The organism is Achromobacter sp. ACM01, from assembly GCF_014851745.1.
GTDB classification, from domain to species: Bacteria; Pseudomonadota; Gammaproteobacteria; order Burkholderiales; family Burkholderiaceae_B; genus Achromobacter; species Achromobacter aegrifaciens.
This window is the reverse complement of record NZ_JACVAF010000004.1, coordinates 336899-350883: the sequence shown is the minus strand read 5'-3', so window position 1 is coordinate 350883 and position 13985 is coordinate 336899. Positions and strand designations below refer to the sequence as shown.

The window sequence follows — 13985 nt, the reverse complement described above, 5'->3', positions numbered from 1 at the left end:
GAAACTAAATGGGGGGCGCATCACTCGCTCCTGGACTTGCTGCCTGGCGGAGATCCGGCGACACGGTCCTGAAAGTTCGAATGTCTTGTTGGCAATGCGCGAGGCGTGCCTTTTTTGAACAACAACTTACGAAAATATGATGAGCAAAATATTAGTCACGGGCGGCACGGGATTTGTCGGGCAACGGGTGGTGCGGGATCTGTTGGCGCAAGGCCACTCGTTGCGGCTGTTGACACGCCGGCCTCTGAACGATGAGCGGGTCGAAGTGCGCAATATTCCGGATATGGAGGATGAGGCGGCGCTGCTGGAGGCCATGTCGGGGATGGAGGCTGTCTGCCATCTTGCGGGGCGAGCCCACGTGCTGGGCGCTCCGCCTGCCGACCACGAGCTTCTGTTTGAGCAGGTGAACGTGGAATGGACTTGCAGACTGGCCGACACCGCTTTTCGTTCTGGAGTGAAGCGCTTCGTGTTCGTCAGTTCTATTGGCGCGGTGGGAACGTCCAGCGAGGCGGGGGCTCCGTTGACCGAGCAGACGGAATGCCGCCCGACTACGCCTTACGGCAAGTCCAAATTGAAGGCGGAGCGGAAGCTGGCCGAGCTGGCGCAGCGCTACGGCGCCGAACTGGTGATCGTCCGGCCTCCGTTGGTTTACGGCAAGGGCGCGCCGGGCAATATGGCGCGGATGGCCCGTTGGGTTCGGGCCGGCGTGCCGCTGCCATTGCGTAACGTGCACAACCAACGCAGCTTGGTGCATGTGGATAACCTGTCGGCCGCGCTATTGGCTTGCTTGCAGCATGCTGATGCGCCTGGTCATGTATTTCATGTACGGGACCTGCAGGACTATTCGACGCCGGATATCTTGCGTGGCGTGGCCAAGGACGTCGGTCGGCCAGTGCGTTTGATTCCTTTCCCGTCTTTCATGTTGCGTATGTTGGCGCAGGCTGCCGGCCAACGTGGCGCCTATGAGCAGCTCACGGGGACCTTGCAGGTCGACGACGCTGCCATCCGCAAAACGCTGCAATTCATGCCTAGATCCTTGCCGTTCGAAGTTGTCTGAGCCGGCACGGAAATAGATATTCGGCATTTTTTCCAGGCGTTCCTACCTGGAGGGCGGCTCTAGGCCTGATGAAACGCGGCCGCATGACTGGTGCAGTTTGTTGTAAATTGCCGAAATTCTTCGCTGCGGATGCCGCCCTGCATCGGCGGATGATTTCGACTCCGCGTCATGCGGTCTTTTGTGCTTTTGTCAATGCCAACACGCATCCTCATTGTTCGCACTTCTTCACTAGGCGATCTGGTGCACATGCTGCCCGCCATATCCGACATCGCCCGGCATGTGCCGGACGCGGAGATCGACTGGATTGCAGAAGAAGCTTTTGCGGACATCCCGGCATGGCATCCAGCAGTCAATGAAGTCATCAAGGTGGCCCATAGGCGCTGGCGCAAGGCCTGGTGGTCTACGCAGGTCCGGGCCGAGCGCCGGGCGCTGAAGGAACGCCTGCGGTCCAAACAGTACGACATCGTGCTCGACATGCAGGCCTTGCTGAAATCCGCCTGGCTGGTGCGCCAGACCCGTGGCGTACGGCACGGGCTGGACTGGCGCTCGGCGCGCGAGCCGTTGGCGTCGCTGTTCTACAACGTGCGGCACAGGGTGGAATTCTGGCAGCCGGCGGTGATCCGCCAGCGCAAGCTGGCTGCCCTGACGTTCGGCTACCAATACGCCGGTGCGCCCGATTTCGGTCTGCAGGCTTTTGCGCGGCAGGCGACGCAGCCTGCGGCGGACCCGGTGCTGGAAGTCGGCAGCGAGGGTATGAACGTCGGCGAACTGCCGCGCTTGCACCATCTGGATACGGACCGCGGCTACGCCGTGATCATGCCGTCGGCCAGCCGCGACGACAAACTCTGGCCGGAAGAAGACTGGCGCGTCGTGTTCCGCCGCCTGCGCGAGGCCGGCTGCACCCTGAAATTGTTGGCGGGGAACGAGCAGGAGGCCGAGCGGGCCCGCTTGCTGATCGCCGGCATGGATGGGGCTGAGGTGATGCCCCGCATGGACCTGACGGCAGTGGCGCGTTTGCTGGCTGGGTCCCGCCTGATGGTGGGGCTGGACAGCGGTCTGACCCACCTGTCGGCTGCCCTGGGCCGTCCCACCATCGGCATTTACCGTGCCTCCACGCCGGTGCGCACCCCGCTGGTCGGTTCCAGCTACACCGCCAGCCTGGGCGACCGCGGGGCTTCGCCGTCGCGCGAGGCCGTGATGGCGGCGGTGGAGCAGGCCTTGGCCGCCCAGTGACATGAATCGCGGCGTTTACTCGCTGGCGCTCAGGGCTCTATCACCGCTGGTCTGGCTGTGGATGGGCCACCGCGCCCGGCGCGCGGGCGGACAATGGGAAATCTTCTCTTCTGAACGCTTCGGCCACGCCGCGCCTGCCACGGCTACAGCCGCTGCCGCGTCCTGGACCGCACCGGTCTGGGTGCATGCCGTCAGCCTGGGCGAGACGCGCGCCGCACAGCCTCTGCTGCAAGCCTTGCTGGACCGCGGCCTGCCGGTGTTGCTGACGCACATGACAGCCACCGGCCGGGCCGAGGGCGCACGCCAGTACGCGGATGCGATCGCCCACGGCCAGTTGCGCCAGGCATGGCTGCCTTATGACTTTCCCGGCGCAACCCGCCGTTTCATGGCGGCGTATCGGCCGCGTTGCGGCCTGCTCATCGAACGCGAGATCTGGCCGAACCTGCTGGCGGCCGCGCGCGGCGCTGGCGTGCCCATGGCGTTGGTGAGCGCCCGGTTTTCGGCGTCGTCGCTGCGCCAGGCGGGCAGGATGGGCGGCGTGATGCGTGAAGCGCTGGGCGGGCTTGACTCGGTGCTGGCGCAGACCGCGGAGGACGCGGACCGGCTGGTGCAGGCTGGGGCGCCGCAGCCCGTCGTGACGGGCAATCTGAAATTCGATCTGGTCTTGCCGGCGCCGCAGGTTGCCGCGGGGCAAGCCTGGCGCGAACAGCTGGGCCGGCGTGTGGTGGCGGTGGCCAGTACGCGGGAGGGCGAGGATAGCGGTTTCATCGAGGCCATCAAGCGTCACGCCGCGGTGCCGGGCGCGCCCTTGTTCCTGTTGATTCCGCGTCATCCGCAGCGCTTTGACGAGGCTGCGCGTCTGTTGTCGGAGGCCGGGCTGCCGTATGTCCGGCGTTCCGAAGGCGTAGCGCCGGGACCGGGTACGGCGGTGCTGCTGGGCGACACGTTGGGCGAGATGGCGTTCCACTATGCCGCTTCGGATGTCGCGATCGTGGCGGGCAGCTTTGCGCCGCTGGGCGGGCAGAATCTGATTGAGGCTTGTGCGGCGGGCGTGCCGGTCATCGTGGGCCCGCACACCTTCAATTTCAAGCAGGCGGCGGAAGACGCCATCGCGGCGGGCGCGGTGCTGCGTGCGGCCGACGCTGGCCAGGCGGTGGAAGCGGCCATGGCATTGCTGACGGACGAGCCGCGCCGCCAGCGCACGGCTGAGGCGGCGCTGGCATGGTTTCGCATGCATTCGGGAGCCACGGGGCGCACGCTGGACGCGCTGGCGCCTTGGTTGGAGGCAGGAAAGGGGGGCTAGCGCCCGGTCCACGGCGTGTGCGCCGGATGGGGCTTCAGGGGGAGGCAGGAGGGGTCTTGGGAACCAGCGTCACCGCGCCCGGATTGAGTTCCTGATTGAAGCGGCGCGGGTCGCGGCCTTCGTCCTCGGGACGCACGCCCAGCCAGCCCTGGCCCAGCGCATAAACCCCCAGATTCGCCAGCAGGATGAGGATGAAGAGCACGCGCATGGCCGGGGTCTCCCGTTCAGGCTTGGTCGTCCAGGGTGGCGCGGGCGACCGCGGCCAGGCCGTCCAGGACGGGGTGATCCAGATAGATGGGCACGGGGGCCGCACCTTCGGTGCCGCCCGCGTCCGCCAGCAGGCGTTCGATTTCCTGATGCACTTCAGGCCAACCGCCGCCCGCCGCGTAGATCTGCGGCGTCTGGCCGTAGCGCTGGCGTCCCGCCAGCCATTGGCGCACGACGGCGCCGGCCTGCGCGGCGGCGATGCCGGAGGCAATGGCTTCGTGCGTGTCCGTGGGATAGGCCACGACCTGGCCGTTGGCGATGGGCAGGTTGGCGGTGCCGTGGGCCAGGGCGCTGCGCATCATGGCCGGGCCTGGCAGGATCAGGCCGCCGGCAAAGACGTTGTCGGGGCCGACGGTGTCGATGGTGGTGGCGGTGCCGAAGCTGGCCAGCACGAAGGGCGGGTGCGCGCCAGGCAGGCGCGACAGCACGCCCAGCAGTGAGGCCCAGCGGTCGGCGCCCAGCTGCGTGGGCGTCTTGTAGCTGTTGACCAACCCCAGCGTGGTTGCTTGCGACGGCGACCAGGTCACCGTGCAGCCATGTTTTTGCAGGATGGCGGCGATGGCCGCGCCGCGGGCCTCGCCGGCGACGTTCACGCCCAGCGCGCGCAAGGGGCGGCGCGGCAAGGCGGACAGCCAGCGGTCCAGGGCGTCCAGGTCCAGCCCGTCGAAGGCGACCGCCGCGGGTTCGCGCGGCGTGTCGGGGTTGCTGGCATCCAGCCAACCCACCTTGAGACGGCTGTTGCCGGAGTCGATGAGAATAATCATGCTTGGCGTCGAATCGAGATTTCACCGACCAGGATCGGTTGGGTGCCCTCGGGGGTTTGCACCAGCAGGCGGCCTTGTTCGTCCACGCCGCAGGCGGTGCCGCCTAGAAGAATAGCGCCCTTGTCCAGCACGTTGACCTTGCGGCCGGCCAAAGCGTCCACCTGGTCGAAACGCGGCCTGAAGGCGCCAAATCCTTCGCGCTCCAGGGTCTGGACCGCTTCCAGCCAGGCCATGGCGCTGGCGCAGACCAGGTCGGCGGCGGAGGCCTGGCGGGCGGCGGCTGCCTGCACCTGGCTCCAGTCGGCGATTTCGCGTTCCAGCGCGAGCGACAGCCGGGCGGCGTCGGTCAGGTTCACGCCCATGCCGATGACGACCGTATGGCCCGCCTCGCTGCCGCCGGGGTTGCGGGTGGTCTCGACCAGTACGCCTGCCAGCTTGGCGTCGTGCCACTGCACGTCGTTGGGCCACTTCATGCACAGCCCGGCGGCTTGCGGGCCGGCGACGGTGCGCAGAGCTTCGCAGGCGGCGATGCCGGCCAGCGGCGACAGGGCGGGCAGTTGCGCGGGCGGCAGGTGCACGTCGAAGGCACAGGAGAACATCAGCGTGGAGCCCGTGCGGTTCTGCCACGGACGGCCGGCGCGGCCGCGGCCGGTTTCCTGCAGGTGCGTGCCCAGCAGCCAGGGTTTGCCGCCGCTGCCTGCGCGAGCGCGGGCCAGGAGGTCGGCATTGGTCGATCCGGTGCTACCGATCCAGGAGATGTCCTGGAAGGCGGGCAGGCGCGTGCTGAGCGTGCGGGCCAGGGTTTCCGGCGCGGGCAGGTCGATGGGGCTGGCTTGAGCGGACATGGCGGCGATTGTAGGGCACGCGGCCCGCGCTCGCGGTCTGCCGGCGCCAGCGTTTATGATTGGCGATACATTTTGCATCGGTATTCTGTCTTCATGCCGCATTCCGCTTCGTCCGCACCTGCCGCCGCCGCGCCCTTCCGTTTCGAAGGAGGCGTGTGCCATGTGGCCGGCGACTGGAGCGTGCTGGCGCTGGCAGAGCCTGGAGAGGTCCAACGCCGCCGCGAGGCGCTGGCCTGCGCCACCGATGGCGGCGCGCGCTGGGACCTGCACGGCATCGGCCGGCTGGACACGATAGGCGCGCTGCTGATCTGGGAAGCCTGGGGCCACAAGCTGCCCGAGCGCGTGCGCTGGTCCGCCGGCCAGCAGGACGTTTTCAACGCGCTGGCCCTGAACAAGGGCGAGACCCCGGCCGCCGCGCCCAAGCGCGACCCATTGAGCTGGCTGCGTGCGATGGGCGAGGCGATCTTCCAGGCTATCGACAATGGCCGCGCCTTGCTCATCATGTTGGGGCAACTGGTCCTGGACCTGGGTGGCATGCTGCTGCGCCCGCGGCTGGGGCCGTGGCGCGAAATTTCGGCGCAGGTGTACCGCACCGGCGCTCAGGCGCTGGGCATCACGGCGCTGGTCGGGTTCCTGATTGGCGTGGTGCTGTCCTACCTGTCGGCGCAGCAGCTGCAGATGTTCGGCGCCGACCGTTTCATCGTGCGCCTGCTGGGCGTATCCATCGTGCGCGAACTGGGGCCGGTGCTGGCCGCCATCCTGGTGGCGGGCCGTTCGGGCTCGGCCATCACGGCGCAGATCGGCGTGATGCGGGTGACGCAGGAACTCGATGCGATGCTGGTCATGGGCATTTCGCATGGGCAACGCCTGATCCTGCCGCGAGTGGTGGCGCTGGCTGTGACCATGCCGTTATTGGTGCTGTGGACGGACGCCATGGCGCTGTTGGGCGGCATGCTCGCCGCGCAGATGCAGCTGGGCGTGTCGGCGCAATGGTTCCTGCAGTCGCTGCCGGACGCGATTTCGCTGACCAACTACTGGATCGGCATCCTCAAGGGCGTGACCTTCGGCATGCTGATCGCGCTGATCGCCTGCCATTTCGGGCTGCGCATCCAGCCCAACACGGAAAGCCTGGGTCGCGGCACCACCACATCGGTGGTCACCTCGATTACCGGCGTGATCCTGCTGGACGCGCTGTATGCCGTGATTTTCAGCTCGGTGGGCATCTGATGAACAGCGCCGCCCAGCACAAGCTTTTCACCGAGGATGGCGTTACGGTAGAACCCGTCATCACCGTGCGCGGGCTGCGCACGGCGTTTGGCGACCACGTGGTGCACGACAATTTGGACCTGACCGTCTTCCCCGGCGAGATCCTGGTGCTGGTGGGCGGCTCGGGCACGGGCAAGACGGTGCTGCTGCGGCAGATCATCGGGTTGGACCGGCCGGCCGCGGGCACGGTGCGGGTGCTGGGTCATTCGCTGTTCGAACTGACGGCGGCTGAACGCCGGCGGCTGTCCTATCGCTGGGGCATGCTGTTCCAGGCGGGGGCGTTGTTCTCCGCGCTGTCGGTGTTCGACAATGTGGCCTTGCCGCTGCGCGAACTGCGCACCGTGCCGGAAGACCTGGTGCGCGATGTCGTCATGTGCCGGCTGGCGATGGTGGGCCTGTCGGCGCGCGATGCCGACAAGCGGCCGTCGGACCTGTCCGGCGGCATGGTCAAGCGCGTGGCGCTGGCGCGTGCGCTGTCGCTGGATCCGGAGCTGCTGTTCCTGGACGAACCCACGGCTGGCCTGGACCCCCTGCGCTCCGATGAGTTCGTGGACCTGGTGCGCAGCCTGCACCGGCAATTGGGATTCACCGTCGTCATGGTGACGCACGACCTGGACACGCTGCTGGCGCTGGCCACGCGCGTCGCCGTGCTGGCGGACAAACGGGTGATCGTGTGCGACACGGTGCCGGAAGTATTGAAGGTCGATCACCCGTTCATTCACACGTTCTTCCTGGGCGAGCGCGGTCTGCGCGCGCTGGGGGATCTGGCGCCGAAGGGATTGCATCATGGAAAACCGTAGTCATGCGCTCATGGCCGGCATCTTCACGCTGGCCTTGCTGGCCGCAGCCGCCTTGGTGGCCATCTGGATCGGACGCGACCGGACTCAGCTGCAGCCATACGAAATCATCTCCGCGACCGCCGTCAGCGGCCTGAACCCGCAGTCCACGGTGCGCTATCAGGGCGTGCCAGTGGGCAAGGTGCAGTCCCTGGCCCTGAACCCGGACAAGCCCGGGCAGGTGCGCATCCGCATCGGCGTGGCGCCCAACACGCCGATCACCGAGTCCACCTGGGCCGAACTGGGCGTGCAGGGCGTGACCGGCATTTCCAACGTGGAGCTGCGCGATGACGGCACCTCGATGAAGCGGCTGGCGTCGTCGGCCGCGCATCCGGCAGCCATTCCGCTGCGCCCCGGTTTTCTCGACCGCATCGAGCAGCGTGGCGGCAAGCTGATCTCCAACGTCGAGGAGGTCACCGAGCAGCTGCGGCGCGTGCTCAGCGAGCAGAACGTGCAAGCGCTCACCGCCAGCCTGCAGAACGCCAACGACATCACCCAGTCGCTCAGGGGGGCCAGCCAGGATCTGGCGCCTACGCTGGCCAAGCTCGGTCCCCTGATCGATTCGCTGGACAAGACCTCGCGCCAGGCCGACCGCGCCGCGCGGGAAGTCGCCGACCTGGCGGCGCAGGCCCGCCAGTCGCTGGCGCGCCTGAACGCGCCGGATGGTCCCCTGTCCGCCGCCACCAGCAGCCTCAACGACATCGCCCTGGCCGCCGCGCGGCTGGATGGCGAGACCCTGCCCGCCATCACCAGCATGGCCACCAACGTCAGCGCGGCCGCGCGCGGCGCCACCGTTACTCTGCGCCGTGTGGACAACACGCCGCAATCGTTCCTGTTCGGCCCGGCGCCCCGCGAGCCCGGGCCCGGCGAGGCCGGTTTTGCAGGCTTCGGGAGATCGCCCAAATGATGAAGATGCGTAGCGCCGTTCTAATCCTGACGCTGGCCCTGGCCGGTTGCGGCATCGGCCGCGTGGCAGCCCCGCCTTCGGTATTCGACCTGGGCCTGGACTCCCGGCCCACGCCGGCCTTGCCCGCGCGCGCGCCGCTTGCGCTGGTCTTCCAGGCCGTGCCCAGCCTGTCCGACACGGGGGTGATCTGGCGCGTGGGAGACAGCGCCGCGCCCAAGGCCTATGCCAGTTACCGCTGGGCCTCGCCGCCGGCGGACCTGGTGCGTCAGCGCCTCACGGAGCGCCTGTCGCGCCAGGGGCCGGTGCTGGACGAGCGCGTCACCCTGCAGACGCCGCAATTGCAGGTGTCGTTGTCCCAGTTCGAACAGGTATTCGCGGCCGACGGCCAGTCCAGCGAAGGCCGCGTGCTGCTGCAGGCGGTCTTGCTCAGCGGCCGCAGCGTGGTGGGCCAGACGCGCATCGAGGCCCGCGCGCCCGCGCCCACGCAGGACGCGCAGGGCGGAGTCGCGGCATTGCGTCAGGCGACGGACGATGCCGCGGACCAATTGGCGCAGTGGCTTGCCACGACGCCCAAGCCCGCCGCCAGGCCGGGCGGTTAAGATCGCTGTTTTTCCCGCATCCTGAGTCACGCCATGTCCGCACGCACTGAAACCCACGCCTTCAACGGAGCCGCCGGCCGCATCGATTGCGCCGTGGACTGGCCCGCGGGTACGCCGCGAGGCTGGGCGCTGGTTCTGCATCCGCACCCGCTGCAGGGCGGCGCGCGCGAGAACAAGGTGGTCACGACCCTGTCGCGCGCCTGCGTGCAGCATGGCCTGGTCGCGGTGCGGCCCAATTTCCGCGGCGTCGGGCAGTCCGAGGGCGTCTTCGACAAATCCGTGGGCGAAACCCAGGACATGCTGGCGGTCGTGGCGCAGATGCGCGAGCTGCACCCGGAACTGGCCCAGGCGCCGTGGGTACTGGCTGGTTTTTCGTTCGGCACTGCCGTCGCCGCGCAGACCTATGCCGCCCTCGCCGAGCAGGGCGACACGGTACTGCCCTCTGCCCTGATGCTGATGGGCCCCGCCGTGAACCGCTTCCAGTCGCACGAAGTGCAGGTGCCGGACGATACGCTGATGGTGCACGGCGAGGAAGACGAAGTCGTGCCGCTGTCCGAAGCCATGGACTGGGCGCGCCCGCGTTCCATCCCCGTGGTGGTGGTGCCTGGCGCATCGCACTTCTTCCACGGCAAGCTCCTGGTGCTGCGCCAGTTGGTGCAGGCGCGGCTGAAGGTTGCGCTGGACTAAAACCGGGGGCGCCGCTTGCGCGGCGCAGCAGGTTCAGCCCGGCCAGCGCGAGCCGCGGATCACGCTGCAAAAATTGCCGGGCCTGAAGGCCGGTTCCTTGTCGGCGATGACATCGGCCTTGACGTTGCCGAAGGTCGTCTGCGGCTTGTGTTTGATGCCGTCGTAGAACGCCTGGATGATTTCTTCCTTGAAGCCTGGCCCGCGTGGATGCGCAGCGACCACGGCTTCGCGCTGGGTGTCGCTGTAGTCGCCGTAGGTCAGGCCCAGCACGTCCATTTCCACGCCCGCCGTCACCAGCGCGACCACCGGATGCATGAATTCGGGAATGCCGGGCGTCGTGTGCAGCGCAATGGCGGTCCACACCAGATCGATGTCTTGTTGGGCGATGCCGCGGCTGCCAAGGAAATCGCGCGCCGCGTTGGCGCCGTCCACTTCGAAGCGGCAGCAGTCGCTGCTGTGCTGATGCGTCAGGCCCATGTCGTGGAACATGCAGCCGCAATAGAGCAATTCCGGGTCGAACTTCAGTCCGCGCCGCTTGCCGGCAAGCGCGCCGAAGTAGTAGACACGGCTGGAGTGGTGGAACAGCAGCGGCGTGGCGGTGTCGCGCACCAATTCCGTGATTTCGCGGGCGAGCTTGCTGTCGGGGATCTGAATGCCGTCGATGACAGGGTTCATGGCGGGAGTCCTTGCGTGGGGTTGGGGGTTCGATAAATTCTCCCGCCGCACTAGAATGGCTTCAATTGTCGTAATACGCCAGATCCAGCCAAAACATGCGATTTCCCGACGCCTGGCGGCCAGGCGCGATGCCATGACCAAGACGATAGCCATTCTTGCGCTGCCCGGCGTCCAGATGCTGGATGTCTCCGGGCCCCTGGACGTATTCGCCCAGGCCAATGCCGAACTTGGACGCGAGCTATATGCGCTGCGCGTGGTGGGCTATGAGGCCGGGCCCATCCGCTGTTCGTCGGGCGCGCGCCTGCTGCCCGACCTGGCGGTGGGCGATCCGATCGCGCGTCTCGATACCCTGTTGGTCGCCGGCACGCCGCAGGCCGCCAGCGCAATGCTCAGCAGTTCCGCCTTGCGCTGGCTGCGCGTGACGGCCCGGGGCGCCCGGCGCTATGGCTCCGTCTGCACTGGCGCGTTCATGCTGGCCGCAGCCGGCCTGCTGGATGGCCGGCGCGTGACGACCCATTGGAACGCGGCTGCGCAATTGCGCCTGGCCTATCCCAAGGTGACCGTCGAGGAAGACGCCCTGCATGTGCGCGACGGCAAGGTGCGCACTTCCGCCGGCGTCACGGCCGGCCTGGATCTGGCGCTGTCGCTGGTGGAGGAGGATCTGGGCCGGGAGGTGGCTGCCAACGTGGCTGCGCAGTTGGTGATGTTCTTCAAGCGCCCCGGTGGACAACTGCAGTTCAGCCGCAAGGGGCAGGCCGGTCCGGTCGGGCGCTCGGCCCTGCAAGAAGTCCAGCGCTGGGTCGCCGGCAATCCCGGGCTGCCGTTGTCGGTGGACGCGCTGGCCGAGCACGCCGGCCTGAGTCCCCGGCATTTTGCGCGGCTGTTCCATGCCGAGGTCGGCGTCACGCCGGCCGCGTGGGTGGAGATGACGCGCATCGCTGCGGCCCGCGCGCTGCTGGAGGCGGGCGCCGCCACGCCCAAGCAGGCGGCCGCGCAATGCGGCTTTGCCAACGTCGACACCTTGCGTCGCGCCTTCGTCAAGCACGTGGGGGTTTCTCCGGCCGTGTACCGCCGGCATCACGGCGGCGGTACGGATTGATCCGTTGCCACATCCCGAGGCCGGCAGGTTGCATCAAGTTGCATGTTTTAAATGCGCGGGAACCCCGAGCGGGCCGGACGGGTCTGATCGACTGCCTATAATTGTCAGCCACTTGCCCCGCGCCGGCGGGCGTCATTACTGGACCCACGTTGCCGATGAAGAATTTGCCTTACTCCGCTCACTCCCCCGTTGTCTTTACCCGTCGCCTGCTGTCAGGCGCGGTGCTGTCAGCCATGCTGGCGGCTTCGATGCCGGTCTGGGCGCAGCAGGCTCCCGCCGCGGCGCCCGCCGCAGCTGCCGGCGCCGCGGCCCCGGCGCCGAATGCTTCGGCGGTGGTGCCCGTGGGCGACGTCTCGGCCGTGCCGGCCCCCACGATCGCGGCCAAGGCCTGGATCGTGATGGACGTGAACAGCGGCCAGACCCTGGCCGCTTCCAACCCGGACATGAAGGTGGAACCGGCATCGCTCACCAAGATCATGACGGCCTATGTCGTGTTCAACGCGCTGGACGAAAAGCGCCTGACGCTGGAGCAGACCGTGCCGGTGTCCGAGCGCGCCTGGCGCACGGGCGGTTCGCGCATGTTCATCGAACCGCGCAAGCCGGTCACGGTCGACGAACTCAACCAGGGCATGATCGTGCAGTCCGGCAACGACGCCTCCGTGGCCCTGGCCGAGGCCGTGGGCGGCAGCGAGGCTTCGTTCGCTTCGCTGATGAACCAGGAAGCCGAACGCCTGGGCATGCGCAACACGCACTTCATGAACGCCACGGGTCTGCCCGATCCCCAGCACATGACGTCCACGCGCGATCTGGCGATCCTGTCGTCGCACCTGATCACCGATCATCCGGACCACTTCCACTACTACAAGCAGAAGAGCTACACCTACAACAAGATCACCCAGCCCAACCGCAATCGCCTGCTGTGGGCCGACCCGTCGGTGGACGGCATGAAGACCGGCCACACCGATTCGGCCGGCTATTGCCTGGTGTCGACCGCGGTACGCGGCGACCGCCGCATCCTGGTGGTCGTGGTGGGCACGGACAGCGAAGCCACGCGCGCCGAGGAAAGCCTGAAGCTTCTGAACTGGAGCTTCCAGAACTTCGATACCGTGAAGCTGTTCGACAAGAGCCAGCCCGGCATCGATGCGCGCGTCTGGGAAGGCACGGTTGAAAACGTCAAGCTGGGCCCGCCCAACCCCGTGTCGATCGCGGTGCCGCGCGGCAAGGCCGGCGACCTGAAGCCGGTGGCGCAGCGCACGGATCCGCTGATCGCCCCGCTGGCCAAGGGCCAGCAGGTCGGCACCCTGCAGTTCACGCTGGACGGCAAGGTGCTGCGCACCGAACCGCTGGTGGTGCAGGACGCGGTCGAACGCGCCGGCTTCTTCGGCCGCATGGTCGATACCGTCAAGCGCTGGTTCGAGTAATTCCGCCGCGCCGCGGGCGCTAACGCGGGTGTAAGCTAGCAACGGGCGTTTCGCATGAAACGCCCGTGCTCTATTCACGGGACGGACCGGACGGTTCGTCCCTCTCCATTTCATATTCAGGAGTGCCTCATGATTCCGGGCGTGCCGGGCGAAAGCCAGGTGTATCTCAACGGTGAGTTTCTGCGCGTGGACGAGGCCAAGGTCTCCGTCCTGGACCGCGGCTTCATTTTCGGCGATGGCATCTACGAAGTCGTCCCCGTGTACCAAGGCAATGCGTTCCGCATGGCCGAACACCTCAACCGCCTGGACCGCAGCCTGGCTGCCTTGCGGATCGCGCAGCCCTTCGACCGCGCGGGCTGGATCGACCTGATCCAGCAATTGCTGGCGCGCACCAACCTTGAAACCTGCATCGTCTACCTGCAGGTGACGCGCGGCGTGGCCAAGCGCGACCACCAGTTCCCCTCGACGCCCGTGGCTCCGACGGTTTTCGGCATGATCTCGGCGTGGGCGCCGCCGCCTGCCGCGCAGCGCGAACGCGGCTTGAGCGCCATCAGCATCCCGGACGAGCGCTGGCTGCATTGCGAGATCAAATCGGTGTCGTTGCTGGGCAACGTGCTGGCCAAGCAGCAGGCCGTCGATGCGCAGGTCGACGAAGTGGTGCAGTTCCGCGACGGCTATCTGACCGAAGGCTCGTCCACCAATATCTGGGTGGTCTCCGGCGGCAAGCTGCTGGCGCCGCCCAAGAACAACCTCATCCTGGAAGGTATCCGCTATGGCCTGATGGGCGAGCTGGCCGCCGAGGCCGGCATCCCGTTCGAGTCGCGCCCGATCTCGCGGCAAGAGGTGGAAGAGGCCGACGAGCTGATGCTGTCCTCGGCCACCAAGGAAGTGCTGGCCATCGTCTCGCTGGACGGCAAGCCGGTGGGCTCGGGCAAGCCCGGCCCTGTTTTTGCGCAATTGCGGGCGGGTTATGATGCCCGCATCGCCGCGCTCTGAGTCCGGCGATACCGGGCGGCTCCCGCGGGG

General features: G+C 67.5%; 15 protein-coding genes. 11 read left to right on the top strand and 4 right to left on the bottom strand.

The features are described 5' to 3' along the window. The first annotated feature begins 136 nt into the window (after positions 1 to 136). From IB268_RS22050 to IB268_RS22040, 3 genes are all read left to right on the top strand, one after another. On the top strand, positions 137 to 1057 hold the full coding sequence (locus IB268_RS22050; protein WP_192354805.1) for an NAD-dependent epimerase/dehydratase family protein: 921 nt from the start codon (positions 137 to 139) through the stop codon (positions 1055 to 1057). Between the two features lie 192 nt (positions 1058 to 1249). Continuing rightward, positions 1250 to 2290, top strand: a complete 1041-nt coding sequence (waaC, locus tag IB268_RS22045; protein ID WP_192354804.1) for a lipopolysaccharide heptosyltransferase I — start codon at positions 1250 to 1252, stop codon at positions 2288 to 2290. Between the two features lies 1 nt (position 2291). Next, positions 2292 to 3593: a 3-deoxy-D-manno-octulosonic acid transferase gene (locus tag IB268_RS22040; protein WP_192354803.1), complete on the top strand. Its 1302-nt coding sequence runs from the start codon at positions 2292 to 2294 to the stop codon at positions 3591 to 3593. Between the two features lie 34 nt (positions 3594 to 3627). On the opposite strand, the gene IB268_RS22035 is transcribed toward IB268_RS22040, so the two are convergent. The 3 genes from IB268_RS22035 to IB268_RS22025 are packed head-to-tail and all read right to left on the bottom strand — an operon-like array spanning position 3628 to position 5469. Further along, the gene (locus tag IB268_RS22035; RefSeq protein ID WP_192354802.1) at positions 3628 to 3801 is read right to left on the bottom strand and encodes a hypothetical protein; all 174 of its coding nucleotides are present in this window, start codon (positions 3799 to 3801) and stop codon (positions 3628 to 3630) included. A gap of 16 nt (positions 3802 to 3817) precedes the next feature. Beyond that, positions 3818 to 4624 carry a type III pantothenate kinase gene (locus IB268_RS22030; RefSeq protein ID WP_054457085.1) on the bottom strand — a complete coding sequence of 269 codons (807 nt, stop codon included), beginning with the start codon at positions 4622 to 4624 and terminating at the stop codon, positions 3818 to 3820. Continuing rightward, positions 4621 to 5469, bottom strand: a complete 849-nt coding sequence (locus tag IB268_RS22025) for a biotin--[acetyl-CoA-carboxylase] ligase (protein WP_175212989.1) — start codon at positions 5467 to 5469, stop codon at positions 4621 to 4623. The genes IB268_RS22030 and IB268_RS22025 overlap by 4 nt, the downstream gene beginning before the upstream one ends. A gap of 93 nt (positions 5470 to 5562) precedes the next feature. On the opposite strand from IB268_RS22025, the gene IB268_RS22020 reads away from it, so the two are divergent. From IB268_RS22020 to IB268_RS22000, 5 genes are read left to right on the top strand one after another with little or no spacing between them, the layout of a single operon-like run. Next, positions 5563 to 6696 (top strand): ABC transporter permease, encoded by a 1134-nt coding sequence (locus tag IB268_RS22020; protein WP_054457082.1) that lies wholly within the window; start codon positions 5563 to 5565, stop codon positions 6694 to 6696. Beyond that, positions 6696 to 7535: an ABC transporter ATP-binding protein gene (locus IB268_RS22015; protein WP_054457079.1), complete on the top strand. Its 840-nt coding sequence runs from the start codon at positions 6696 to 6698 to the stop codon at positions 7533 to 7535. Before IB268_RS22020 ends, IB268_RS22015 begins: the two co-directional genes overlap by 1 nt. After that, positions 7522 to 8478, top strand: a complete 957-nt coding sequence (locus tag IB268_RS22010) for an MlaD family protein (RefSeq protein ID WP_192354801.1) — start codon at positions 7522 to 7524, stop codon at positions 8476 to 8478. Before IB268_RS22015 ends, IB268_RS22010 begins: the two co-directional genes overlap by 14 nt. Continuing rightward, a complete protein-coding gene (locus IB268_RS22005) occupies positions 8478 to 9077 on the top strand; it encodes an ABC-type transport auxiliary lipoprotein family protein (protein WP_054457293.1) in 600 nt (199 codons plus the stop codon). The genes IB268_RS22010 and IB268_RS22005 overlap by 1 nt, the downstream gene beginning before the upstream one ends. 33 nt (positions 9078 to 9110) lie before the next feature. Further along, positions 9111 to 9764, top strand: coding sequence for an alpha/beta hydrolase (locus IB268_RS22000; RefSeq protein ID WP_054457076.1), 654 nt, complete (start codon positions 9111 to 9113; stop codon positions 9762 to 9764). A gap of 33 nt (positions 9765 to 9797) precedes the next feature. Here the strand turns inward: IB268_RS22000 and IB268_RS21995 are convergent, their stop codons facing one another. Next, positions 9798 to 10439: an HD domain-containing protein gene (locus IB268_RS21995; RefSeq protein WP_125471172.1), complete on the bottom strand. Its 642-nt coding sequence runs from the start codon at positions 10437 to 10439 to the stop codon at positions 9798 to 9800. Positions 10440 to 10572: 133 nt separating this feature from the next. On the opposite strand from IB268_RS21995, the gene IB268_RS21990 reads away from it, so the two are divergent. From IB268_RS21990 to IB268_RS21980, 3 genes are all read left to right on the top strand, one after another. Next, entirely contained in the window at positions 10573 to 11538 is a 966-nt protein-coding gene (locus tag IB268_RS21990; RefSeq protein ID WP_175159963.1) for a GlxA family transcriptional regulator, read from the top strand. A 155-nt stretch (positions 11539 to 11693) separates the two neighbouring features. Beyond that, complete coding sequence (locus IB268_RS21985) at positions 11694 to 12959, top strand: D-alanyl-D-alanine carboxypeptidase family protein (RefSeq protein WP_118933510.1); 1266 nt, start codon at positions 11694 to 11696, stop codon at positions 12957 to 12959. Between the two features lie 129 nt (positions 12960 to 13088). Then, positions 13089 to 13955 carry a D-amino acid aminotransferase gene (locus IB268_RS21980; RefSeq protein ID WP_054457068.1) on the top strand — a complete coding sequence of 289 codons (867 nt, stop codon included), beginning with the start codon at positions 13089 to 13091 and terminating at the stop codon, positions 13953 to 13955. Positions 13956 to 13985: the final 30 nt, after the last annotated feature.

What these genes read in the sequence shown, in the direction of transcription:
- IB268_RS22025 (WP_175212989.1), bottom strand. Translation starts at nt 5,469, where the DNA reads ATGTCCGCTCAAGCCAGCCCCATCGACCTGCCCGCGCCGGAAACCCTG.
- IB268_RS22010 (WP_192354801.1), top strand. Translation starts at nt 7,522, where the DNA reads ATGGAAAACCGTAGTCATGCGCTCATGGCCGGCATCTTCACGCTGGCC.
- IB268_RS22035 (WP_192354802.1), bottom strand. Translation starts at nt 3,801, where the DNA reads ATGCGCGTGCTCTTCATCCTCATCCTGCTGGCGAATCTGGGGGTTTAT.
- IB268_RS22015 (WP_054457079.1), top strand. Translation starts at nt 6,696, where the DNA reads ATGAACAGCGCCGCCCAGCACAAGCTTTTCACCGAGGATGGCGTTACG.
- IB268_RS22000 (WP_054457076.1), top strand. Translation starts at nt 9,111, where the DNA reads ATGTCCGCACGCACTGAAACCCACGCCTTCAACGGAGCCGCCGGCCGC.
- IB268_RS22030 (WP_054457085.1), bottom strand. Translation starts at nt 4,624, where the DNA reads ATGATTATTCTCATCGACTCCGGCAACAGCCGTCTCAAGGTGGGTTGG.
- IB268_RS22020 (WP_054457082.1), top strand. Translation starts at nt 5,563, where the DNA reads ATGCCGCATTCCGCTTCGTCCGCACCTGCCGCCGCCGCGCCCTTCCGT.
- IB268_RS21995 (WP_125471172.1), bottom strand. Translation starts at nt 10,439, where the DNA reads ATGAACCCTGTCATCGACGGCATTCAGATCCCCGACAGCAAGCTCGCC.
- IB268_RS21985 (WP_118933510.1), top strand. Translation starts at nt 11,694, where the DNA reads ATGAAGAATTTGCCTTACTCCGCTCACTCCCCCGTTGTCTTTACCCGT.
- IB268_RS21990 (WP_175159963.1), top strand. Translation starts at nt 10,573, where the DNA reads ATGACCAAGACGATAGCCATTCTTGCGCTGCCCGGCGTCCAGATGCTG.
- IB268_RS22040 (WP_192354803.1), top strand. Translation starts at nt 2,292, where the DNA reads ATGAATCGCGGCGTTTACTCGCTGGCGCTCAGGGCTCTATCACCGCTG.
- IB268_RS22005 (WP_054457293.1), top strand. Translation starts at nt 8,478, where the DNA reads ATGAAGATGCGTAGCGCCGTTCTAATCCTGACGCTGGCCCTGGCCGGT.
- IB268_RS21980 (WP_054457068.1), top strand. Translation starts at nt 13,089, where the DNA reads ATGATTCCGGGCGTGCCGGGCGAAAGCCAGGTGTATCTCAACGGTGAG.
- waaC (WP_192354804.1), top strand. Translation starts at nt 1,250, where the DNA reads ATGCCAACACGCATCCTCATTGTTCGCACTTCTTCACTAGGCGATCTG.
- IB268_RS22050 (WP_192354805.1), top strand. Translation starts at nt 137, where the DNA reads ATGATGAGCAAAATATTAGTCACGGGCGGCACGGGATTTGTCGGGCAA.